The sequence below is a fragment of the Yersinia kristensenii genome (assembly GCF_900460525.1).
In the GTDB taxonomy this organism is placed as follows: domain Bacteria; phylum Pseudomonadota; class Gammaproteobacteria; order Enterobacterales; family Enterobacteriaceae; genus Yersinia; species Yersinia kristensenii.
Window position 1 is genome coordinate 1,235,351 of the sequence record NZ_UHIY01000001.1, and the last position, 24,106, is coordinate 1,259,456.

The following is a 24,106-nucleotide window of genomic DNA, read 5'->3' on the forward strand; positions in this document are numbered from 1 at the left end:
TTCTGCCATTTTTCCTACTCACGAATTGATATCAGACTTATGAATGAACAACTGAGCAGCATTATTGCAAGCGAAATACAGGCGCGACCGGAGCAAGTTAGTGCCGCGATACGTCTGCTGGATGAAGGTAATACCGTGCCCTTTATTTCACGGTATCGTAAGGAAGTTACCGGCGGATTGGATGATACCCAGCTGCGCCAGTTGGAAAGCCGTTTGGGTTATCTACGCGAACTTGAAGACCGCCGCCAAACCATTCTTAAATCAATTGAAGATCAGGGCAAACTCACCGAGCAGCTAGCCGGTGCCATTAACGGCACCATGAGTAAAACCGAGCTAGAAGATTTATATCTTCCTTATAAGCCCAAGCGCCGCACCCGTGGGCAGATTGCTATTGAAGCGGGTCTGGAACCCTTGGCCGACAGTTTATGGCATGACCCCCAGCAAGACCCAGAACAGGTTGCGCTCGCTTTTGTCGATGCTGAAAAAGGCGTGGCGGATACCAAAGCGGCACTGGATGGCGCACGCTACATCCTGATGGAGCGTTTTGCGGAAGATGCAACATTGTTGGCAAAAGTGCGCCAATATTTGTGGAAAAACGCCCATTTGGTAGCAAAAGTGGTGGAAGGCAAAGAGCAGGAAGGCGCTAAATTCCGCGATTACTTCGATCACCACGAACCTATCGCCCAAGTCCCTTCTCACCGCGCACTGGCGATGTTCCGTGGCCGTAATGAAGGTGTGCTGCAACTGGCGCTAAATCCCGATCCCCAGTTTGACGAGCCGCCTCGCGAGAGTCAGGGCGAACAGATTATTATCAATCATCTGGATCTGCGTCTGAATAATGCACCGGCAGACAGCTGGCGCAAAGCGGTAGTCAACTGGACCTGGCGTATTAAGGTGTTGATGCATCTTGAAACCGAGTTGATGAGCACCTTGCGCGAGCGGGCCGAAGACGAAGCTATCAATGTATTCGCCCGTAACATGCAAGATTTGCTGATGGCGGCACCGGCAGGGATGCGCGCCACCATGGGCCTCGATCCGGGCCTGCGCACCGGGGTAAAAGTGGCGGTGGTGGACGCTACTGGCAAGCTGGTCGCCTTCGATACCATTTACCCTCATACCGGACAGGCTGCAAAAGCCGCCGCCGTGGTGGCCGCCCTGTGCATCAAACATCAGGTTGAGCTGGTGGCGATTGGTAACGGCACCGCCTCACGGGAAACCGAGCGCTTCTTTACCGAGCTGCAACAGCAGTACCCGGCAGTAACCGCGCAGAAAGTGATTGTCAGTGAAGCCGGGGCGTCAGTCTATTCGGCCTCGGAACTGGCGGCACTGGAATTCCCGGATCTGGATGTTTCCATCCGTGGCGCGGTCTCTATTGCCCGCCGGTTGCAAGATCCGTTGGCCGAACTGGTTAAGATCGACCCGAAATCCATTGGAGTCGGCCAATATCAGCATGACGTCAGCCAAAGCCAATTGGCGAAAAAGCTGGATGCGGTGGTAGAAGACTGCGTAAACGCCGTGGGAGTCGATTTGAACACTGCGTCCGTGCCATTGCTGACCCGAGTCGCCGGTTTGACCCGTATGATGGCGCAAAATATTGTGAACTGGCGTGATGAAAATGGCCGCTTCCATAACCGCGAGCAATTACTGAAAGTCAGCCGCTTAGGGCCGAAAGCTTTCGAACAGTGCGCGGGCTTCTTGCGGATTAACCACGGAGATAACCCGCTGGATGCTTCAACGGTGCATCCGGAAGCCTATCCGATTGTCGAGCGCATTTTAGCCGCCACCGAGCAAGCTTTGCAGGATTTAATGGGCAATGCCACGGCCTTGCGTAACCTTAATGCTCGCGATTTCACCACCGAGAAATTTGGTGTACCGACGGTCACTGATATCTTGCGCGAGCTAGAGAAACCGGGCCGAGACCCCCGCCCTGAGTTTAAAACGGCGACCTTTGCCGAGGGCGTGGAAACACTGAATGACCTGACGCCGGGTATGATCCTCGAAGGCTCAGTGACAAACGTGACTAACTTTGGTGCCTTCGTCGATATCGGCGTTCATCAGGATGGTCTGGTGCATATTTCCTCACTGGCAGATAAATTTGTCGATGACCCGCACAAGGTGGTGAAAGCCGGTGATATCGTCAAAGTTAAAGTCATGGAAGTGGATTTGCAGCGCAAACGTATTGCTCTGACGATGCGTCTTGATGAGCAGCCGGGTGAAAGCGGTTCACGCCGGGGCAATAGCGGTGAAAACCGTGCCAACGCCAATAACGCCAGTAATAACAGCCGCGGTGCCAGCCGGCCACGGAATAATAATGAATCCAATAGCCGCCCAGCCGCCAAAGGGCGTGCAGACAGCAACAATTCCAGCAACAATAGCGCCATGAGTGACGCGCTGGCTGCGGCATTTAAAAAACGCTGATATTGGAGCCCAGGGCCACATTTGTGGCCCTTTCTTTATTCACTTTCTGCATTAAATTTGTCAATGACAACTCATCTCTAACAAGTTATTGACCGCCTATATTCATATTTTTTTCTTCTATAAGCTCGCTTGGTTATCTTCTAAATTAATTAGCACGCAATTCTTTTATCTTGTGTTAAATCGAGCAGCGTCCTGACTGATTTAACATCATAGTTAACACGCGGTTTAATTTAGTCCGCTATGGCGCTTAATTTATAAATAATTACCATAGCATTCTAAGAGTTAATTAAAATATGAATGTTATTTGATTCAAATCATAGTGAAGTGATTATGTTAATTATCGGTATTTATCATTATGGACAGCGGCTTACAGAAACATTCAGTTAACTGATTTAACTCATTGTTCGCATTTGCGATTGTGCTAATTTGATGGTAAAACAAGCGAAAATAAAAATCAGACTCATTAATTATAAAAATGAAATAGTAATGAATATTTACTTTTGAGTATTTAACCTTAGTTGAATATGCAAACAATTCTTACTATTATTACTTTAATTATTATCATTAGTGTAATAATACATTGAATTTCGGTAAGCGAATGTCCCAAGAGGCTCCTATGCACTTGATCCCACAGCGTTCCTACAAAATTATTGGTTTCTCACCTGAAATTAGCCCAGCTTACCGGCAAAAGTTGTTGTCTCTGGGTATGTTACCCGGCTCTTCATTTAATGTTGTTCGCCTTGCGCCCTTAGGTGACCCTATTCAGATAGAAACTCGTCGGGTCAGTCTGGTGCTCCGTAAAAAAGATTTAGATTTACTGACACTCGACCTACAACCCTAATATTTCAGGTCAACTTCTTATTCTGGTTGCAGGGTGATGCATGATAATCGCCTTGCACAAGCTGACTTTAATTTAATTTACATTCTAAATAATTCGAGTTGTAAGAAGGCGCCCAGCGAGAGACAAATTGGTTGAAAGCCATTTGAACAGCGCTTGCGCTGGCCCGTAGGGCGAGCCTCTAATGAGGCTCATAATCCCGATGAGTTGACGCCAGTCAATGATTCTGGTGAGCGAGAGCAGCCAACGCACATACAGCCTGAAGTATGACGAATGTATTGATATCACGTTGGATTATGAAAACACTCACCATTGGCCTAATTGGCAACCCCAATGCGGGTAAAACCACCCTTTTCAACCAGTTAACTGGCGCCCGCCAGAGAGTCGGTAACTGGGCCGGGGTCACTGTCGAGCGCAAAGAGGGGCACTTCAGCACCACGCAGCACCAAGTGACTTTGGTTGACCTGCCGGGAACCTACTCACTAACGACTATTTCAGAACAAACCTCGCTGGATGAGCAAATTGCCTGCCACTATATTTTGAGCGGCGAAGCTGACCTGCTGATTAACGTGGTGGATGCAGCCAACCTGGAGCGCAATCTCTACCTGACATTGCAACTGATAGAGTTAGGCATCCCCTGTATCGTGGCACTGAATATGCTGGATATTGCCAAAAGCCAGCACATTGATATTGATATTGCAGCACTTTCTCAGCAATTGGGCTGCCCGGTTATCCCGCTTATCTCCACCCGTGGGCAGGGTATCAATGAATTAAAAACGAGCATTGATGAGTTTCAGCCCGTCACCTTTAAAGCTTTGATTAACTACCCGCCAGTGCTACTCCACGAAGTGGATAAGTTGGTGCAGGAAATGCCAGAATCTTGGCCGGTTCAGCAACGCCGCTGGCTGTCACTGCAAATCTTGGAAGGGGATATTTACAGCCTGGCGCGTGCAGGTATCGCAGCACCACGCCTTGAGCTGGCGCGGGAAAACCTGCGGCAAAATCAGCACGAAGACCCGGAACTGGTGATCGCCGATGCCCGCTATCAAAGTATTGCCCGTATCTGCGATATCGTCGGCAACTCACAGCAAGCCGAACCCAACCGCCTGACACAAGCACTCGACAAAGTGATCCTGAACCGCTGGTTGGGCGTGCCTATCTTCTTGTTTGTCATGTATTTAATGTTCGTCTTGGCCATTAATATCGGCGGGGCGTTACAACCGATATTTGATATCGGCTCTGCGGCCATTTTTATTCAAGGGATACAATGGGTTGGCTATACGCTGCATTTCCCGCAGTGGCTCACTATCTTCCTGGCCCAAGGGGTCGGCGGCGGGATAAACACCGTGCTGCCGCTGGTGCCACAAATTGGCATGATGTATTTATTCCTCTCTTTTTTGGAAGACTCCGGCTATATGGCCCGTGCCGCGTTCGTCATGGACCGGTTGATGCAGGCGCTAGGGTTACCGGGCAAATCTTTTGTGCCGCTAATTGTTGGCTTTGGCTGCAATGTACCGTCGATTATGGGCGCACGCACCTTGGATGCTCAACGCGAGCGCTTGATAACTATCATGATGGCACCGTTTATGTCCTGTGGCGCACGGCTGGCTATATTTGCGGTATTTGCCGCCGCATTCTTCGGCCAGGACGGAGCCAGTATCGTCTTTTCTCTCTATTTACTGGGGATTGCCGTCGCCATCCTCACCGGATTGGTATTGAAATACACCATCATGCGCGGTGAAGCATCACCCTTTGTGATGGAATTACCGGTTTACCATGTGCCACATCTCAAAAGTCTGTTATTACAAACTTGGCAACGGCTGAAAGGATTTGTCCTGCGCGCCGGGAAAGTCATTGTTATCGCAAGTATTTTTATTGGCGGACTGAACAGTTTTTCTTTCAACGGCAAAGCCGTAGACAGTATTAATGACTCGGCGCTGGCTTCTGTCAGTAAAGTATTAACGCCGTTGCTGGCCCCAATGGGGATCCATGAGGATAACTGGCAAGCCACTGTGGGGTTAGTCACCGGGGCCATGGCCAAAGAAGTGGTGGTAGGGACACTGAATACCCTTTACACCGCCGAGCAAATTAAAAATGAACCTTTTGATGCTGAAAGCTTTAATTTATGGGGTGAATTGGCCGGAGCGGTTGATACTACCTTGCAGGGGTTAAAAGAGACCTTTAGCCTCAGTGTGTTATCCAACCCTATTGAAGCCAGTAAAGGTGACGGCGAAATGGCGGCCGGTTCGATGGGGATAATGAGTAGCAAGTTTGGCTCCAGTATTTCAGCCTACAGCTACCTGATTTTCGTCTTATTGTATGTGCCTTGTGTCTCGGTGATGGGAGCCATTGCGCGGGAAACCAGCCGCGGCTGGATGACCTTCTCAATACTGTGGGGACTGAATGTGGCTTACTCACTGGCAACCTTGTTCTATCAAGCCGCCACTTTCCAGGATCATCCACAACAGAGTCTTACCATTATCGCATTGGTTATTATTATTAATGCTTTGATCTTGTTGGGTTTGCGCCGTGCACGTAGCCGGGTCACGGTGAGATTACAAAATAACACCCCCACCAGCAGTTGTTGCCAGCGTTCTGGCAATGACTGTCACTGACGAGGAGGAACTATGGCAAGTCTGGTGCAATTGCGCGATGCAATCGCCCTCAGCGGCAGTACCGATGCCAAGCAACTAAGCCACCAATTGGCGCTGCCTTTACCTTTGGTTGAGGCCATGCTGGAAAAGTTAACCGCGATTGGCAAGATTGAACGCATTGAGCAAGATAATAGCGGGTGTATGAGTGGCAGTTGCAAGAGTTGCCCTGAGGGCAAGAGTCAATGTAACACAGTGATTTATCAGTTAAAAAAACATCATTAAGCCGAAGGAGATGCCCATATGGGCATCTCTGCTAACATTATTTATAAACTTCTGCATCAGCATCAAACTTCTTCTTCTCGCGCTCAGCAATAATCACATAATATTTACCGCCTTTCTCGTCTGCCAGTTTTGACAGCTCCTGCTTCACATCCATTGGCGATGTTGCTTCACCCGAAGTCGAGATTGTGCCAATCTTTTCGTAATTTTTAGCTTCTTCTTTAGTAATTTCTTTAGCCGCCATCGCGCCAAAAGAAACCCCTGTCACCACCAGAGCTACCGCCAGATTTTTCAATAAATTCATACCGAATACCTCGCAAATGAATGATTAATGCTTATAAGTATTGTACTAATGCACTAACAATTATTAATTAAATTTAATATTTAGCCATTAAATCGACGATTAAATTTTATTTAGCCGCTCTTTCCAACCGGTTCTTAACGCCAGCCATGGTGCGCCAAAAGCCCAAAAAATAGAGTATCAGCGACTATTCTGTTGCGCGAAATCGATGATTAGTTTTGAAAACTCATCAGGATGAGAAACAAATGGTGCGTGGGCACATCCTTTCATCACCACTGATTGCGTGCGCGGCCATTGATGGTCTAACAATGAGGCGACATTACGCGGCACCAGCCCATCCAGATAGCCATAAATGCGCAAGAAAGGCAGAGAGCAGCCGGCTAACGCTTCGCGCAAATCCGCCGTGCGCAAGATATCCAACCCACCGGTCAAGACACTCACTTCCGGCATTTGATGTTGCAATACAACCGCTTTCAACAAACGGGCATCCTGGCGCGCACTTTCGGTGCCCAGAGTTTGCAAAGCCAGAAAACGCTCCACGGTGCGCTGGAAATCCTCACTGAGCTGTTGCTGGAAACCGGCCAGAACCTCCGGGCGGATCCCCGGCCATTCATCATGAGCCGCAAAACACGGGGAAGAAGCCACCGTGATAAGGCCACGCACCCGATCGGGGTGCTGCAATGCTATCTGGCTAGCAACCAACCCGCCCATTGACCAACCCAGCCATATAGCTTGCTTAGGTGCTTGTTGTAAGATTGTTTCGGCCATTTCAGACAATGACATCGCACCAAATTCATTGCTGCGGCCATAACCGGGAAGATCGACTAAGTGCAGGCGAAAATGCGGCGCGAGTCGGTCAATAATGCAATGCCATACCCCCGCATTCAGTCCCCATCCGTGCAGTAACACAAGATCGCGATCGCCTTCACCACAGATGTTCCAATAAAGTTGTTTCATACGTTAGTATCCTGACCAATCCTAAATTGCAATAGTGTGAGCAGCCATGTCAGGCATCTTGCCGGATTCAATTGTTTAATGGAAATAGAGCATATACCCAAAGTCATTGGAGTTGCAGGTAGACGGCAAGATAACTCATCCCGATGCGCTTACATGAGTAAGTGATTCGGGTGAATGCCCGCAGCCAACACCCCTACGGCTGCAAGAGCGAAGGGTATTTAAGGAAGATAACTATGCTAACAATCGTCAGCCCATGTTGGCTATGCCAACAACCGCTATCTCACCCAAAGCACGGTATTTGTTGCTACTGTCGCCGCCATTTACCCCCCTTACCGCCCTGTTGCCCTTACTGCGGCTTACCTTGCGGTAATACTGTTTTGCCCTGTGGTCGTTGCCTAAAGCAGCCGCCGCCTTGGATGAGTATGACTTTTGTCAGCGATTATATTCCTCCATTGAATGGGCTGATAAAAAAGCTAAAATTTAGCGGAGCAACCTCAGTGGCACCGGTATTGGCCCGATTATTCTTGCTGCACTGGCTCGACGCCAAACGCCACGGCAAAGTGATTAAACCGGACAGAATTATCAGTGTGCCGCTACACCGCTGGCGCTGTTGGCGGCGCGGGTATAATCAAACAGAGTTATTAGCGCGCCCATTGGCACACTGGCTGGGTTGCCACTACAGCAATACCACCATACGCCGTATACGCGCGACACTCCCTCAGCAGCAATTAAAAGCCGCTGCACGGCGTAAAAATATGCGGGGAATATTTCGCTGCATGGAGCCGATTCGCGGCCAACATATTGCTTTGCTGGATGACGTTGTGACAACCGGTAGTACCGTGAATGAGATTGCCAAGCTACTATGGTCTCAGGGGATCGCCTCATTACAGATCTGGTGTATCTGCCGAACCTTGTAGTCACCCTAACAATGGGCGTATTATAACCGACAAGAATAGTCAACTATTGAGCAGATGCCATGATCACAATAACAGACACAGCACAATCTCATTTTGCCAAACTGTTGGCAAATCAAGAAGAAGGCACCCAAATCCGCGTATTTGTTATCAACCCCGGTACGCCAACCGCTGAGTGCGGTGTGTCTTACTGCCCACCGGATGCCGTTGAAGCAACAGATACCGAACTGAAGTTTGAGCAGTTATCAGCTTATATTGATGAATTGAGCAAACCTTATCTGGAAGACGCTGAAATCGACTTCGTCACTGACCAGCTAGGTTCTCAACTGACACTCAAAGCTCCTAACGCAAAAATGCGCAAAGTGGATGACAATGCTCCGCTGATGGAACGGGTTGAGTATGTGCTGCAATCGCAAATCAACCCGCAATTGGCAGGTCACGGTGGCCGTGTCACCTTGATGGAAATCACGCCAGATGCATTAGCTATCCTGCAATTCGGTGGCGGTTGTAACGGCTGTTCCATGGTCGATGTGACCTTGAAAGAAGGTATCGAAAAAGAGTTATTGCAGAAATTCCCAGAATTGAAGGGTGTGAGAGATTTGACCGAGCATCAGCGTGGCGAGCACTCTTATTACTAATTATCCTGCGTCCTTGGCGCTACAGCGGTGTTAGCTGCGCTCGCGCACCCGAATCACTGACCTGAGTCAGCTCATCGGGATTTGTTCGCTTGCTGCCTTGCTGTAACACCCATGACTTTGGCTAATAATTGAGTGTTGCGATGACTAATTATCCTGCGTCCTTGGCGCTACAACGGTGTTAGCTGCGCTCGCGCACCCGATGAACTGCATTGCTGTAACACCAACGACTTTAGTAATAACTTTTTTAATGCTGACAAAGTCAGATGCCAAACCAAGGGGAAACGTGCCGTTGGGGTCGTAGCGGCTTAGGCCGCCGGAGTACCCCTAGGTGCGGTAAACCCTTGGCTCACGGGCTTTATTGTTGATTGTGTCATCACATTCAGGGGGATTTCTCCCCCTTTTTGCTTCTTATATCTTTCCTGAATCAGCAGGGAATCACCCCGCTGAAACATTCTTACGGCGCTTATCCAAATCTTTCAATAAACGGCTAACTTGCTCGTCCGCGAACATTTCTTCCAAGGTCGATGTCAACTTACGCCGCCAGTTTGGATACTCATCACTGGTGCCAGGAATGTTGACTGGAGCAGCCATATCCAGCCAGTCTTCCGGCTGCAAACCCAGTAACGCACTGGCACTGTCAGCCACATAGCGCTGCAATCCGCGGTTGAGAACAGGGCTCATCGATAGCAACGATGCTTTATGACCGACTTTTTTTGGCACGCAATCATAATGATGCAGCCCTTCCAACAAACCTTGTTTCGCACGTTCCCTATCAAGATAGAGCTGTTTCAGCATCTGTTGGTCCGGATATAACCCCAGCTTATTCCCCAACGTCAAATCATCACTTTGCCAATAACCGCGTAAGGTCGGCAGGTCATGGGTCGTGATGGTCGCCATTGCCTGTACCGGATAAGACTGTGGCGCTCGGAAGGTGTTTTCGCTGTCATGCTCAAAATACAGAACTTTATAGGAATACACTCCGCTGTCGCGCAGCTTGGCGACTATCTCAACCGGTACCGTGCCTAAATCCTCACCAATGACCATGCAGCTGTGGCGCTGGCTCTCTAAAGCTAATATCGCCAGTAAATCATCGACTGGGTATTTAACATAAGCCCCTTGATCAGCGGTTTGACCGTAAGGAATCCACCACAAACGCAATAACGCCATCACATGGTCAATACGCAGCGCACCACAACTGGTCATATTGGCACGCAGCAAATCAATAAAAGGCTGATAAGCGCGAGCGACCATGACGTGCGGATCCATTGGCGGCAAGCCCCAATTTTGGCCCAGCGGCCCTAAAATATCGGGCGGCGCCCCCACAGAAGCTTTAAGGCAATATAATTCGCGATCACACCAGGTTTCAGCACCACCTTCCGCGACACCAACCGCCAAGTCACGATACAAACCCAGCGGCATTTTTCGTGTTTGGCTGAGGTGGAAACAATCATCAAACTGGCTGGCGGCCAACCACTGCAACCACAGATAGAAATTCACTTCATCCGCATGTTCACGGCAAAAATCAGCTACGCCACTGCTGCGCCCATCACGATATTTTTCCGGCCATACCGGCCAGCCCCACATCATCGGGTCGTTTTCACTCAAATGGGCATGAAGGGCATCAAAAGCGGCCTGTTGATGCAGGCTACTGCCACCTTGTTCAACAAATCGATGGAATGCCTGCACCCGTGCATCTTTTGCTTTGCGGGCCGTAAAAAGCGGGAAAGCCAAACGCAAAGCAGCCAGTTTGAGTTGCATCACTTGCGGATAATCAACCCATTCGCTGGCGCGAGCTTGCGCCAGCGCACTTTGTGTTTCGGGCCGATTCCACCAAGCCTGCGCGGCTTCGCTGCTGTGGAATTCATCCACGCGATTGACGTCGATATAAATCACATTCAGCCAGCGCCGTGAAGAGGGACTGTAAGGGCTGGCACTTTGTGGGTTTGCCGGATACAGCGCGTGAATCGGGTTAAGACCAATAAAGGCACCACCGCGCTCGCCCACCTGCTCCAACATCTGGTTTAAGTCGCCAAAATCACCAATACCCCAGTTGTGTTCCGAGCGCAGGGTATACAGTTGCACACAGGCCCCCCAGAGTTTTTTCCCTGCCAACAAGGCATCCGGTTCAAAGCACCGCTTCGGCGCGACGATAACCGAGCATTGCCACTGTTGTAAGCCTTGCTCCAGCACTAAACGGTGATAACCCTGCGGCAGTGAGGCTGGCAAGGTCAGCGTCTTCTTGGCACTGATACGCCCTTGATGTAAATCACCTTTTTCGGTCTGTAACTGCCAGTGATAATCGCCTGACCCCGCCATTGACAGCTGCATTGCGCTGCCAAAAGTAAATACTTTTACCGGTGGTAATGGTGCTTTTTCTGTCTGGGAATCTGGGGGCACACTGGTGCGCCCCATGGCCGCCAACAACTGCTGCTTAGTTTGTGCCGAAATAGCCTGCGGCTTACCATGCGCATTAATATAGTTGGCGGCTATCCCTGCCAGTGTCGCTGCTTGATCGAGCGATTTACGATCCATGCAGTCTTCTCCTCAACGTTTGGCTTGCCAGATTCGCGTTTGATAATCGCGAATTGAACGGTCAGAACTGAACATCCCTACCCGGGCGGTGTTAAGAATGGTACAGCGAGTCCATTCATCTTTATCGCGGTAAAGGGCATCGATTTGCTTCTGTGCTTGACAATATGAAGCAAAATCAGCCAGTACCAGATAAGGGTCACCCCCTTCCAACAAACTATGCAACAGCATGTCAAATGCGTGTTTATCACCTTGGCTGAATGCACCGCTAGCGAGCTCATCCAGAATACTTTTTAGATGGGCGTCAGATTTCAAATAGGTCTGCGGCTTATAACCTTTCGCCAGAATGGCTTTTACCTGTTCAACGGTGTTGCCGAAAATAAAGATATTCTCATCACCTACCTGTTCAGCAATCTCGACGTTAGCGCCGTCCAGTGTACCCACCGTCAATGCGCCATTCAGCGCCAGCTTCATGTTGCCCGTCCCTGAAGCTTCTTTGCCAGCAGTGGAGATCTGCTCGGACACATCTGCCGCCGGGATCATCAATTCTGCGACCGAAACACGGTAATCAGGAATGAAGACCACTTTCAGGCGATCTTTAACGATCGGATCATTATTGATCTTCTCCGCCGCCTGATTAATCGCATAAATAATATTTTTTGCTAAATAATAACCCGGCGCAGCTTTCGCCCCGAACAGGAATACACGCGGGGCAATATCCAAGTCTGGGTTGTCGCGGATTTGGCGATACAGCGACAGAATATGCAATAGGTTCAAATGCTGACGTTTATATTCATGTAAGCGCTTAATCTGCACATCAAAGATAGCATCTGGGTTAATAGTTATCCCCATAACGCGCTTAACATAGGCAGCTAATTTAACTTTATTGTCATATTTGATCTGCTGATAGTGTTGGCGGAAAGCTTTATCTTCGGCATAAGACTCAAGCCCGGCTAATGCATCCAGATTATTCGCCCATTCCACTTTTAACGTGTCGTCAATCAAACCTGACAGAGCCGGGTTACATTGCTTCAACCAGCGACGCGGCGTAATACCATTAGTAACATTGTGGAATTTATTTGGCCATAATTGATAGTATTCAGGGAATAAATCTTTGATCACCAAATCTGAGTGCAACTGCGCAACGCCGTTAACCGCAAAGCCGCTCACTACGCACAGGTTGGCCATTCGCACTTGTTTATTATGGTGGACGGCCAGCTTGGCCCAAACCTCTTCGTCGCCCGGCCATTGCTTATCGACCAACTTCTTAAACTGCGCATTGATTTGCTTGATGATGACAAAATGACGTGGCAGCAAACTGCGCACCAATTTCTCATCCCAGCATTCAAGCGCTTCGGGCATCAGAGTGTGGTTGGTATAAGCGAAAGTTTTGCTGGTAATCGCCCAAGCCGCATCCCAACTGAGTTGATGCTCATCCAACAACACGCGCAGCATTTCAGGAATGGCGATAGTCGGGTGGGTATCATTCAACTGAATGACTTCATAATCCGGCAGTTCAGCCAGCTTGCGGCCCGCCAAATGATGCTTGCGCAAAATATCGGCCACCGAACAAGCGCATTGGAAATATTGCTGCATCAGCCGCAGGCGTTTACCGGCCAGATGATTATCATTCGGATACAGCACCTTAGTCAGTTTTTCTGCTTCAACGCCATTCTTCTCGGCAAGCAAGAACTTACCGTCATTAAAGTTTGTTAAATCAAATGGATGCTGATGAGTGGCTTGCCATAAACGCAAAGGTTGAGTCACGCCGTTACGGAAGCCCAGCACCGGCAAATCCCAAGCTTCACCCCGTAAGGTAAAGGCCGGACGCCATAACTGACGGCCATCCGCTTGTTTCTCCAGCTTGCCACCAAAACCGACATCCACCGCCAGCGCGGCATTGTGGCGGAACCAAGGGTAGCTTTCGCGCTGCCAATTGTCCGGCGCTTCCTGTTGTTTACATTCACTGAAGGATTGGCGGAACAAACCATATTGATAATTCAGACCATAGCCAGTGGCGGGCTGCTCAACTGTCGCCATTGAATCAAGGAAACAAGCGGCCAAACGACCCAAGCCACCATTACCCAATGCGGGATCAGTTTCCTGTTCTAACAGGTCGCTCAAGTTAACCTGCTGCTCTGCCAACAGCGCCTCTACTTGGTCATACCACCCCAGGTTAATCAGGTTATTACCGGTTAAACGGCCGATTAAAAACTCCATCGAAATGTAGTTTACATGGCGCTGTACTTTTTTGGCTTGCTCCGGAGCGGGCTGAGCTGACAACTGTTCGGCCAATGCCGCACTGACCGCTTCCCACCATTGGTGTTGGGTCATTTGCTGAGCAGAAGTTAAGCCAAAGCGCTGCCACTGGCGGGCCAGCGCGGCCAGGAAATCGTCCTTTTTAAGCATAGGCTGTGACATAGGGAAGTCTCTAATCCTGTGAGTGGGGTAATTTTACCCTTATCCTGCCAATGAGAACTGACAAGAGCATCATCCTGCCGGGCGGTTAGCTGGGGATGAGTCGCAGGGCGTAGCTAAAATTGTGATCCGGTGCAACTTACAGCCATCAGAAACATTAACTCTATTGCAATAAGATGGCTGTTATCAGACCTTAGCAGTGCTGATTAATTACGAGGCTAAAAATAATTACTCTTATGAATGCCTGTAACAACTCATTAAAAATGGACATATCAATCGCCAGGACGTCTTCTCACCGGAACCCTTTTAAACCGGACACAGCATGCTTATCCCATCAAAACTGAGCCGCCCGGTACGGCTGCAAAATACCGTGATACGCGATCGCTTGTTAGTGAAGTTATCTGGCGTCGCAAATTACCGTCTGACATTAATAAATTGCCCGGCGGGATATGGTAAGACGACGTTGATCGCTCAGTGGGCAGCCGATCAGTCCGATCTCGGCTGGTATTCGCTGGATGAAAGTGACAATCAGCCCGAGCGCTTTGCAACCTATTTGATCGCAGCCATACAATTGGCGACCAGAGGCCATTGCAGCAAAAGCGAGGCTCTCAGCCAAAAGCATCAATATGCCAGTCTCTCTGCGCTATTTGCGCAATTATTTATCGAGCTATCCGATTGGAACGGCCCGCTGTATCTGGTGATTGATGATTATCATCTGATTACCAATGACGCTATTCATGAAGCTATGCGCTTTTTCCTGCGCCATCAGCCAGAAAATCTGACCCTGATATTGCTCTCTCGCACCTTGCCGCCACTGGGAATTGCTAACCTGCGGGTGCGCGACCAGTTGTTGGAATTGGGGATGCAGCAGCTGGCGTTTAATCATCAGGAAGCGCAGCAATTCTTCGATTGCCGCCTCTCCGTGCCACTGGAACAAGGTGATAGCAGCCGCCTGTGTGATGAAGTGGAAGGGTGGGCGACGGCGCTGCAATTGATTGCATTGTCATCGCGCCAACCCAATTCTTCAGCACAAAAATCAGCAAAACGGTTGGCCGGTTTGAATGCCAGCCATTTGTCAGACTATCTGGTCGATGAAGTGCTGGATCAAGTCGATAGCGAGGCGCGCGCCTTCCTGTTGCGCTGCTCGGTATTGCGCTCGATGAATGATGCCCTGATTGTGCGCCTGACTGGTGAAGATAATGGCCAGCAACGGCTGGAGGAGCTAGAGCGCCAGGGGCTATTTATTCATCGTATGGATGACAGCGGCGAATGGTTCTGCTTCCATCCCTTGTTCGCCACCTTCCTGCGCCAGCGCTGCCAATGGGAACTGGCATTAGAATTGCCAGAGTTACACCATGCCGCGGCTGAAGGTTGGCTGGCACTGGGCTATCCGGCTGAAGCTATCCATCATGCATTGGCGGCGGGCGATGTCGGCATGCTACGTGACATCTTGCTGCAACACGCTTGGACACTGTTTAACCACAGTGAATTAGCCCTGCTGGAACAATGCCTGCTCGCCCTGCCCTACTCTTTATTGGTACAAAATCCTGAACTGGCATTGTTACAGGCGTGGCTGGCACAAAGCCAACATCGCTATGGTGAGGTCAATACCTTGCTTGAGCGCGCTGAATCAGCAATGCAGGAACGTAAAATTCCTATCGATGACATTCTGCGGGCTGAGTTTGATGCTTTGCGTGCTCAAGTCGCTATCAATGCCGGTAAACCGGAAGAAGCCGAGAAGCTGGCGACAGATGCGCTGAAATATCTGCCGATGGCAAACTTCTACAGCCGCATTGTCGCGACCTCCGTCACCGGGGAAGTTCATCATTGCAAAGGCGAACTGAGCCGCGCACTGCCGATGATGCAGCAAACCGAGCAAATGGCACGCCGCCACGAAGTCTATCACTATGCTTTATGGGCGCTATTGCAGCAGAGTGAAATTCTGATTGCGCAGGGATTCCTGCAAGCGGCTTATGAAACACAAGATAAAGCCTTTGATTTAATTCATGAACAGCATCTTGAGCAGCTACCGATGCATGAATTCCTATTGCGAATTCGCTCTCAGGTGTTGTGGTCGTGGTCACGGCTGGATGAAGCTGAAGACGCCGCGCGCAAAGGTATCGAAATTCTGGTCAACTATCAGCCGCAGCAGCAATTACAGTGTCTGGCGATGTTGGCAAAATGTTCGCTGGCCCGTGGGGATTTAGATAACGCCAATATGTATATTCAGCGCTGCGAGGCGCTGCAACACGGTAGCCAGTATCATCTCGATTGGATTACCAATGCCGATAAACCCCGGGTTATTCATTGGCAAATGACCGGAGATAAAGTCGCAGCGGCGAATTGGCTGCGTCAGGCCGAAAAACCGGGCATGGCAGATAACCACTTTTTGCAAGGCCAGTGGCGCAATATTGCACGGATCCAGATTATGCTGGGCCGTTTTAATGAAGCGGAAGTGGTGCTGGACGAACTCAATGAGAATGCCCGTCGCTTGCGTCTCACCAGTGACCTTAACCGTAATCTATTGTTAAGTAACATTCTTTATTGGCAAACCGAACGGAAAAGTGAAGCACAAAAAGCACTGATTGAATCTCTTTCATTGGCTAATCGCACCGGTTTCATCAGCCATTTTGTGATTGAAGGCGAAGCGATGGCACAACAACTGCGCCAACTGATTCAACTCAATGCATTACCCGAATTAGAACAACACCGCGCCCAGCGAATCTTGAAAGATATTAATCAGCATCATCGGCATAAATTTGCCCATTTCGATGAGATCTTCGTCGATAAGCTGCTAACTCACCCGCAAGTTCCGGAACTGATTCGTACCAGCCCGCTCACTCAACGCGAATGGCAGGTCTTGGGGCTGATTTACTCCGGCTACAGTAATGATCAAATCGCCGGTGAACTAGACGTAGCGGCTACTACCATTAAAACGCATATTCGTAATTTGTATCAAAAGTTGGGGGTCGCCCACCGGCAAGATGCGGTGCAGCAAGCGCAGCGTTTATTACAAATGATGGGATATGTTTAATTCAAACTGTGTCATTAAATTTAAATATCAGTAAGTTAAATTGAAATTTATCCATCTGACTGATTGGCAATCATTGGCCCAGATATCAATAACAGACCGCCGTTTACCCCTAAGATATTTCTCGAACGGGGTAAGGCGGCCAATAACCATTCTATTTGACTGGTCTTTATTGGTGAAAAATTGATTACAATCTCGTGCTTGAATATTCAATCGCGATTAAAGGTCATCAGCAGTATGGAACAGTTTGAAACAATCAGTATTGAGCAGGCCTATAACCAACTGAAAGAAAATCAGGCGGTGTTAGTTGATATCCGCGATCCACAAAGTTATGAAGCAGGCCATGCACCTGAGGCGTTCCATCTGACCAACAGTAGCTTGCACACTTTTATGCAACAAACTGATTTTGAACAACCGGTGATGGTGATGTGCTACCACGGCAATAGCAGCAAAGGCGCGGCGCAGTATTTACTCCAGCAAGGTTTTGAAGCGGTTTACAGCATTGATGGTGGTTTTGAAGCTTGGGCCAGGAGCTATCCGCAAGAAATCATTCGCGAAAATGTCTGATTTTGTTGCCCATTTGTAACCTGCCATTCGCCACGGCCGGCCAGATTGTGATATTTTTAAGCACTTTGATTAAAATCTCGTTAGACGGTGATAGACAATAATGGTTCGTGTGATAGCAATCTCTAATCTACGTCTGGCGCAGGCCTTTGTTGATTATATGGCCACTCGCAAGGTGGTGCTGGAAGTGAGGCCAGATTCTCAGGGCGCTGAGATTTGGTTGGCGGATGATGAACAATTGCCTCTGGTGCAGCATGAGCTGGAACAGTTTTTACTCGATCCCCTCAATCCGCGCTACCAAGCGGCCAGTTGGCAATCGGGCAATCTGCATTCTAATTTGCCGTATCAACGTTTTTCTTACCTCCAGACGCTACGCAGTCAGGCCGGCCCACTGACGCTGAGTATTATGGTGCTATGTATCGCCATCTATATTCTGATGCAAATTGTCGGTGATGCTACCGTAATGTCCTGGCTGGCATGGCCTCGTGACGAGAGCCAATATCTGCAAATATGGCGCTGGGTCAGCCATGCTTTACTGCATTTTTCCCTGTTACACATCCTGTTTAACCTGATGTGGTGGTGGTATCTGGCCGGGCAAATGGAAAAACGGCTTGGCAGCGGCAAATTGCTGGTATTAACTATTGTTTCCGCCTTATTCAGTGGTTGGGGGCAATCACTGTTTAGTGGCGTGAATTTTGGCGGCCTTTCTGGCGTGGTATATGCCTTAATGGGTTATGTTTGGCTGACTGGCGAGCGCGCACCCGAGCGCGGTATTTCGTTGCCTCGCGGCTTAATGGCTTTTTCTGTTCTCTGGTTGGTTGCTGGGTATTTCGATATTTTAGGTTTGTCGATCGCCAATGCAGCGCATGTTTCAGGCCTGATTATTGGGTTACTGATGGCATTTTGGGATACGCGCAACAGCGCAAGAACCACACAATAACTGCCTGGAACAACCAGGCGAATTAGGGGATTACCGTGAAGCAAACGCAGCGGCATGATGCGATTATTGAATTGGTACGCCAACAAGGCTACGTCAGTACTGAAGAGCTAGTGGAACATTTTGCCGTTAGCCCGCAAACCATCCGACGCGATTTGAATGATTTGGCGGATCAAAACAAGATTCACCGCCATCATGGTGGCGCCGCCTTACCCTCCAGTTCAGTCAACGCGGCTTATAATGACCGCAAAGTGATGTGGTCGGCAGAAAAGGCGCGTATTGCCCAACGTGTTGCCAGCCAGATCCCCGATGGGGCGACACTGTTTATTGATATCGGCACGACACCAGAAGCGGTCGCTCATGCTTTGATGAATCATAAAGGCCTGCGCGTAGTGACCAACAATCTCAATGTAGCTACCTTACTGACTGCCAAAGAAGATTTCCGGCTGATTCTGGCCGGTGGTGAAGTGCGTACCCGTGATGGCGGGATTATTGGCGAAGCCACGCTGGACTTCATTTCTCAGTTCCGCCTTGATTACGGCATCCTTGGCATCAGCGGTATTGATATGGACGGATCTCTACTGGAATTTGATTACCATGAAGTGCGGACCAAACGGGCAATTATCGAAAACTCCCGCTGCGTAATGCTGGTCACCGACCATTCCAAGTTCGGCCGTAACGCGATGGTAAATTTGGGGAACATGAATCTGATTGATTATTTGTTTACCGATCAGATGCCACCCGCCAGCGTCATGAAGATTATTGAGCAGCATGATGTTCAATTAGAGTTGTGTTAGCCGTTTGTTTTGGTGATTTGGTTCGGTTGTTAGAGCAACTGAGTTTACTTAACCTCCGATGAACCAACCGCCAAAGGGGCGGCGGCCCCCTTGTGGAATCCCGCGCTTTCGCACGTATCGCTAGCCCACTGCGTGGGTGCCCTCACTCATCATTTCGCTGACGGGACGGCTTTATTCGCGTCCCTGCTCATGACGCCTAAATCCGCCGTCCATGGCGGATTTCCCTTGCTACACTCTTCACTCGGCTGCTCAAATGTGCTTTTAACATCAAAATCTAAAGGCAGGGTTTTGACTTTCTCTTTTGACCTTGAGCGCAATTAGGGATATTACCGACAAAGACGATGGCCCGAGTGAGCCGCCATGGACGGCGGCGAAAAGCGCGCTTGAGCAGGAGCGAATCGCGCTGGCTCGATAAGGCCAACGGCTGCCGGAGGGGACTGCGAATAGCAGTAATATTTCGCGCAAGCCGCAGGTGCAGGAGGGCCGGCCTGCCCTCCTGCTCGGTTGAGGCGGCGAGAGCCAGGTGATCACTGAACGAATATCAACCGAAACAATAATCCAATTTGCTCTTGACTCAAATGCTCTAACAACCAAACCAGATCAACTATTCACCAAATCCAAATCCAAACCTCCCCTCCACATTCTGATAACAAAACTGTTACCTCCATCACGCATAAATGTTTTTTTTTGGTTAAGTCTTGGCTTGTTTGTTGGTTTTTGATTACAATCATGAGCGAAAACGAACATTAAAGAGCTGTTTCGAACATCCGGAGGAAGTAAGCATGGAAACCAAAGACTTGATCGTGATCGGTGGCGGCATTAATGGTGCCGGTATCGCTGCGGACGCTGCAGGGCGTGGCCTGTCCGTTCTGCTGCTTGAAGCACAAGATTTGGCCTGCGCTACGTCTTCTGCCAGTTCCAAACTCATCCACGGTGGCCTGCGTTATCTGGAACATTATGAGTTCCGTCTGGTCAGTGAAGCATTGGCCGAACGTGAGGTTTTGCTGAAAATGGCTCCTCATATCGCTTTCCCGATGCGCTTCCGTCTGCCCCATCAGCCTCATCTGCGCCCGGCGTGGATGATTCGCACCGGCTTATTCCTGTACGACCACCTGGGCAAACGCACCAGCCTGCCAGCCAGTAAAGGGCTGCGTTTTGGACCAGAATCAGTCTTGAAGCCCGAACTAGTGCGCGGTTTCGAATATTCAGATTGCTGGGTCGATGATGCCCGTCTGGTGGTATTGAATGCTCAGGAAGTGGTCGAGCGCGGCGGCGAAGTGCGTACTCGCACCAAAGTGACTCGGGCCTGGCGTGAGCAAGGTCTGTGGATGGTGGAAGCTGTGGATGTCGACAGCGGCAAGACCTTTACCTGGCGCGCTAAAGGCTTGGTGAATGCCACCGGCCCATGGGTTAAACAGTTCTTCGATGATGGCCTGAAACTGAAATCACCTTATGGTATCCGCTTGATCAAAGGTAGCCATATTGTGGTGCCACGGGTTCACAACCAACCACAAGCCTATATTCTGCAAAACGAAGACCACCGTATTGTCTTCGTCATTCCATGGTTGGATGAATATTCCATCATCGGTACCACCGACGTGGAATATCACGGCGATCCGAAAGAGGTGAAAATCGATGACCAGGAAATTGATTACCTATTGAAGGTCTATAACGACCACTTTAAAAAACAACTGGGTCGCGATGATATCGTCTGGACTTACTCTGGTGTCCGTCCGCTGTGTGATGATGAATCAGACTCACCGCAAGCAGTAACCCGCGATTACACTCTGGATGTCGCGGATGAAGGCGGCAAAGCACCGCTGTTGTCAGTATTTGGTGGCAAACTGACCACTTACCGCAAACTGGCAGAACACGCACTGGAAAAACTGTCCGGCTATTATCCGAATGTCGGCCCGGCATGGACTAAAACAGGCTCCTTACCGGGCGGTGATATTGGCGGCAGCCGTGATAACTATACCGTGCAGTTGCGCCATCGTTATAACTGGTTACCAGAAGGGTTGGCGCGCCGCTATACCCGCACCTATGGCAGCCATAGCGAACTGATTTTGGCGAATGCCACCAGCCTCGACAGCCTGGGCGAACATTTCGGCCACGGTTTGTATGAAGCTGAATTGCGCTATCTGGTTGAAAAAGAGTGGGTTGTTGAACTCGATGATGCCATCTGGCGTCGCACCAAATTAGGCATGACGTTAGACGAGACGCAAAAACAGCGGATTGCCGAATGGCTAGCGCAAGTACAGGCGGAAAAACAGCAGACTTTGTCTCTGGTTTCCTGATAGCAAATACTCGCCATTAATCTGTTAAAAAACCCTCTTCACAGTTCGCTGTTGAAGAGGGTTTTTGTTATTAATCCACCGAATATTTAGAGCCTGATAGGCTTAATATGCCAAATCTCATCGGCGTACTCTTCAATGGTTCGGTCTGAAGAGAAATAGCCCATATTGGCAATATTGAGTAAGGTTTTACGTGTCCATTCATCTGGATGACGATATAGCGTATCGACTTGCTCTTGGGTATCCACATAACTGCGATAATCCGCCAGCAATTGATAGTGATCGCCAAAATTGACCAGTGAATCAAACAAACTAGTGTATCGATTCGGTTCTTCCGGGCTGAAAGCGCCAGTAGCAATTTGCGTCAATGCCAAATGCAGTTCTGGATCTTCGTCGTAATATTTCCGGGGGTTATAGCCGCTGTTACGCAGCGCCTCAACCTGCTCGGTAGTATTACCAAAGATAAAGATATTCTCCTCACCTACATGTTCGCGGATCTCGATATTCGCCCCATCCAAGGTACCAATCGTCAGCGCTCCATTCAGCGCAAACTTCATATTACTGGTTCCTGATGCCTCAGTGCCCGCCAGTGAGATCTGTTCGGAAAGATCCGCCGCGGGAATGATTAACTGCGCCAGGCTGACACTGTAGTTCGGAATAAACACCACTTTCAGCAGATTATTAATCCGTGGATCATTATTGATCACTTTCGCTACATCATTGATCAAACGAATAATTTGCTTCGCATTGTAATAGGCTGAGGCCGCTTTCCCGGCAAAAATCACTACGCGCGGCACCCACTTCTCATCAGGGGCTTCGAGAATGCGGTTATAGCGAGTTATCACATGCAGCACATTCAGCAGCTGCCGTTTGTACTCGTGAATACGTTTGATTTGCACATCAAATAACGCCGCAGGATTGACCACAATATTCAGTTTTTCAGCAATATAGGCAGCCAGCCGCTTCTTGTTCTCCAGCTTGGCTTTCTGTAGCGCCTGCAAGAAACTCGGGTAATCGAGATTCTTTTCCAGCTCACTAAGTTGGCTCAAATCAGTACGCCAGTTGTGGCCGATACTGTCATCCAGCACCGCCGCCAATGGCCGGTTAGCCAACCCCAGCCAGCGCCGGGGGGTCACGCCATTGGTTTTATTACAGAAACGATTAGGGAAAATACGGGCAAAATCGGCAAACAGTGATTGCACCATTAATTCTGAATGCAGGGCCGACACGCCATTCACTTTATGACTGGCGATCACCGCAAGCCAGGCCATACGAACTCGTCGGCCATCATGTTCATCAATAATTGATACGCGTGGCAGCAATTCCGGCTCATTCGGATACTGTTCCTGCACCAGCTTGAGGAAATGGTCATTGATATCAAAGATGATTTGCAGATGGCGCGGCAGGATCTTGCCAATCATGTCGATGGGCCAAGTCTCCAGCGCCTCGCTCATCAAGGTGTGGTTGGTGTAAGAGAACACTTGCTGCACCACATCCCAGGCGTCCATCCAACTAAATTTATGTTCATCGATCAGCAAACGCATCATCTCGGGGATAGAGAGCACCGGATGGGTATCATTGAGGTGAATAGCAATCTTATCAGCTAAATTATCGAAAGTTTGGTGCATCGCCCAATGGCGGCTGAGAATATCCTGCACTGTAGCGGAGACCAAAAAGTATTCTTGCCGCAGGCGCAGTTCGCGCCCGGAGTAAGTCGAGTCATCGGGATACAGCACCCGAGATACGTTTTCTGAATGGTTTTTATCTTCAACCGCTGCGAAGTAATCGCCCTGATTGAATTTCCCCAGATTGATTTCATTACTGGCCTGCGCAGACCATAAGCGCAGTGTATTTGTGGCGTCGGTATCAAAACCGGGGATGATTTGATCATAAGCGCAAGCCAGGATTTCTTCAGTTTCCAGCCAGCGTATTTTGCTGCCTTCCTGCTGAATTCGGCCACCAAAACGCACTTTATAGCGAGTATTGTGCCGCGGGAACTCCCAGGCATTGCCATATTCTAGCCAGTTGTCCGGCGACTCCATCTGTTGGCCATTGACGATTTTCTGGCTGAACATGCCATATTCGTAACGAATACCATAGCCGCGCCCTGGAAGGGCCAATGTGGCCAGTGAATCCAGAAAACACGCCGCCAATCGCCCTAACCCGCCATTGCCTAAGCCTGGGTCATTTTCTTCTTGCAATAACTCAGAGAGATTAAGGCCCATTTCATCCAGTGCCTGCTCGATATCTTCATAAATCCCCATCGATAACAGTGCATTAGAGAGTGTTCTCCCCAAGAGGAATTCCATCGACAGATAATAAACCTGCCGAACATCTTGTGATAATTGTGCGCGATTAGAGCGCAGCCAGCGTTCGACCATCCGGTCGCGCACTGCAAATAATGTCGCATTCAGCCAATCGTGCTGAGTGGCAATAGAGGGATCTTTACCCACAATAAACATCAATTTGTAGGCAATGGAGTGCTTCAGCGCGTCCACACTGACAACGGGTGAGGTGTAACTGAACGGTGATGTCATAGCGGTTTTCCCAAGTTCGTGGTTATCCCCGTCATACTTCAAGCTACATGTGCATTGGCT

General features: G+C 49.5%; 16 protein-coding genes. 11 read left to right on the plus strand and 5 right to left on the minus strand.

Going from position 1 to position 24,106, the window contains the following annotated elements; translation table 11 throughout:
• The first annotated feature begins 39 nt into the window (after positions 1-39).
• The 4 genes from DX162_RS05855 (at position 40) to DX162_RS05875 (ending at position 6,132) form a co-directional block, all read left to right on the plus strand.
• Positions 40-2,418 carry a Tex family protein gene (locus DX162_RS05855; protein ID WP_004393215.1) on the plus strand — a complete coding sequence of 793 codons (2,379 nt, stop codon included), beginning with the start codon at positions 40-42 and terminating at the stop codon, positions 2,416-2,418.
• Between the two features lie 616 nt (positions 2,419-3,034).
• Positions 3,035-3,259 (plus strand): ferrous iron transporter A, encoded by a 225-nt coding sequence (gene feoA / locus DX162_RS05860; protein WP_004393213.1) that lies wholly within the window; start codon positions 3,035-3,037, stop codon positions 3,257-3,259.
• A gap of 293 nt (positions 3,260-3,552) precedes the next feature.
• Entirely contained in the window at positions 3,553-5,871 is a 2,319-nt protein-coding gene (gene feoB, locus DX162_RS05870) for a Fe(2+) transporter permease subunit FeoB (RefSeq protein ID WP_032821126.1), read from the plus strand.
• Between the two features lie 12 nt (positions 5,872-5,883).
• Positions 5,884-6,132 carry a FeoC-like transcriptional regulator gene (locus DX162_RS05875; RefSeq protein WP_004393204.1) on the plus strand — a complete coding sequence of 83 codons (249 nt, stop codon included), beginning with the start codon at positions 5,884-5,886 and terminating at the stop codon, positions 6,130-6,132.
• 37 nt (positions 6,133-6,169) lie between these two features.
• Here DX162_RS05875 and DX162_RS05880 read toward each other — a convergent pair whose 3' ends face one another.
• Entirely contained in the window at positions 6,170-6,433 is a 264-nt protein-coding gene (locus DX162_RS05880) for a YdgH/BhsA/McbA-like domain containing protein (RefSeq protein ID WP_004393202.1), read from the minus strand.
• A gap of 177 nt (positions 6,434-6,610) precedes the next feature.
• On the minus strand, positions 6,611-7,387 hold the full coding sequence (gene bioH, locus DX162_RS05885) for a pimeloyl-ACP methyl ester esterase BioH (RefSeq protein ID WP_004393201.1): 777 nt from the start codon (positions 7,385-7,387) through the stop codon (positions 6,611-6,613).
• Positions 7,388-7,620: 233 nt separating this feature from the next.
• Between bioH and gntX the strand changes: the two genes are divergently transcribed.
• Positions 7,621-8,304 (plus strand): DNA utilization protein GntX, encoded by a 684-nt coding sequence (gene gntX / locus DX162_RS05890; RefSeq protein ID WP_032821121.1) that lies wholly within the window; start codon positions 7,621-7,623, stop codon positions 8,302-8,304.
• 59 nt (positions 8,305-8,363) lie between these two features.
• On the plus strand, positions 8,364-8,939 hold the full coding sequence (gene nfuA / locus DX162_RS05895) for a Fe-S biogenesis protein NfuA (RefSeq protein ID WP_004393199.1): 576 nt from the start codon (positions 8,364-8,366) through the stop codon (positions 8,937-8,939).
• Between the two features lie 435 nt (positions 8,940-9,374).
• On the opposite strand, the gene malQ is transcribed toward nfuA, so the two are convergent.
• Positions 9,375-11,471, minus strand: a complete 2,097-nt coding sequence (gene malQ, locus DX162_RS05900) for a 4-alpha-glucanotransferase (protein ID WP_004393198.1) — start codon at positions 11,469-11,471, stop codon at positions 9,375-9,377.
• 12 nt (positions 11,472-11,483) lie between these two features.
• Positions 11,484-13,889: a maltodextrin phosphorylase gene (malP, locus tag DX162_RS05905; RefSeq protein WP_032821120.1), complete on the minus strand. Its 2,406-nt coding sequence runs from the start codon at positions 13,887-13,889 to the stop codon at positions 11,484-11,486.
• A gap of 319 nt (positions 13,890-14,208) precedes the next feature.
• Between malP and malT the strand changes: the two genes are divergently transcribed.
• From malT to glpD, 5 genes are all read left to right on the plus strand, one after another.
• The gene (malT, locus tag DX162_RS05910) at positions 14,209-16,920 is read left to right on the plus strand and encodes an HTH-type transcriptional regulator MalT (RefSeq protein ID WP_115155840.1); all 2,712 of its coding nucleotides are present in this window, start codon (positions 14,209-14,211) and stop codon (positions 16,918-16,920) included.
• A 234-nt stretch (positions 16,921-17,154) separates the two neighbouring features.
• A complete protein-coding gene (gene glpE / locus DX162_RS05915; protein WP_004393194.1) occupies positions 17,155-17,484 on the plus strand; it encodes a thiosulfate sulfurtransferase GlpE in 330 nt (109 codons plus the stop codon).
• A gap of 100 nt (positions 17,485-17,584) precedes the next feature.
• The gene (gene glpG, locus DX162_RS05920; protein ID WP_004393193.1) at positions 17,585-18,421 is read left to right on the plus strand and encodes a rhomboid family intramembrane serine protease GlpG; all 837 of its coding nucleotides are present in this window, start codon (positions 17,585-17,587) and stop codon (positions 18,419-18,421) included.
• 35 nt (positions 18,422-18,456) lie between these two features.
• Positions 18,457-19,215, plus strand: coding sequence for a DeoR/GlpR family transcriptional regulator (locus DX162_RS05925; RefSeq protein ID WP_004393192.1), 759 nt, complete (start codon positions 18,457-18,459; stop codon positions 19,213-19,215).
• 782 nt (positions 19,216-19,997) lie between these two features.
• Entirely contained in the window at positions 19,998-21,512 is a 1,515-nt protein-coding gene (glpD, locus tag DX162_RS05930; protein WP_004393556.1) for a glycerol-3-phosphate dehydrogenase, read from the plus strand.
• An 86-nt stretch (positions 21,513-21,598) separates the two neighbouring features.
• Here glpD and glgP read toward each other — a convergent pair whose 3' ends face one another.
• Positions 21,599-24,046, minus strand: a complete 2,448-nt coding sequence (glgP, locus tag DX162_RS05935) for a glycogen phosphorylase (protein WP_004393555.1) — start codon at positions 24,044-24,046, stop codon at positions 21,599-21,601.
• Positions 24,047-24,106: the final 60 nt, after the last annotated feature.

Excerpts from the sequence above, each read along its gene's own strand:
- glpG (WP_004393193.1), top strand. The coding sequence starts at position 17,585 with ATGGTTCGTGTGATAGCAATCTCTAATCTACGTCTGGCGCAGGCCTTT.
- glpD (WP_004393556.1), top strand. The coding sequence starts at position 19,998 with ATGGAAACCAAAGACTTGATCGTGATCGGTGGCGGCATTAATGGTGCC.
- feoA (WP_004393213.1), top strand. The coding sequence starts at position 3,035 with ATGCACTTGATCCCACAGCGTTCCTACAAAATTATTGGTTTCTCACCT.
- bioH (WP_004393201.1), bottom strand. The coding sequence starts at position 7,387 with ATGAAACAACTTTATTGGAACATCTGTGGTGAAGGCGATCGCGATCTT.
- gntX (WP_032821121.1), top strand. The coding sequence starts at position 7,621 with ATGCTAACAATCGTCAGCCCATGTTGGCTATGCCAACAACCGCTATCT.
- glgP (WP_004393555.1), bottom strand. The coding sequence starts at position 24,046 with ATGACATCACCGTTCAGTTACACCTCACCCGTTGTCAGTGTGGACGCG.
- DX162_RS05855 (WP_004393215.1), top strand. The coding sequence starts at position 40 with ATGAATGAACAACTGAGCAGCATTATTGCAAGCGAAATACAGGCGCGA.
- malT (WP_115155840.1), top strand. The coding sequence starts at position 14,209 with ATGCTTATCCCATCAAAACTGAGCCGCCCGGTACGGCTGCAAAATACC.
- malP (WP_032821120.1), bottom strand. The coding sequence starts at position 13,889 with ATGTCACAGCCTATGCTTAAAAAGGACGATTTCCTGGCCGCGCTGGCC.
- DX162_RS05875 (WP_004393204.1), top strand. The coding sequence starts at position 5,884 with ATGGCAAGTCTGGTGCAATTGCGCGATGCAATCGCCCTCAGCGGCAGT.
- DX162_RS05880 (WP_004393202.1), bottom strand. The coding sequence starts at position 6,433 with ATGAATTTATTGAAAAATCTGGCGGTAGCTCTGGTGGTGACAGGGGTT.
- malQ (WP_004393198.1), bottom strand. The coding sequence starts at position 11,471 with ATGGATCGTAAATCGCTCGATCAAGCAGCGACACTGGCAGGGATAGCC.
- feoB (WP_032821126.1), top strand. The coding sequence starts at position 3,553 with ATGAAAACACTCACCATTGGCCTAATTGGCAACCCCAATGCGGGTAAA.
- nfuA (WP_004393199.1), top strand. The coding sequence starts at position 8,364 with ATGATCACAATAACAGACACAGCACAATCTCATTTTGCCAAACTGTTG.
- glpE (WP_004393194.1), top strand. The coding sequence starts at position 17,155 with ATGGAACAGTTTGAAACAATCAGTATTGAGCAGGCCTATAACCAACTG.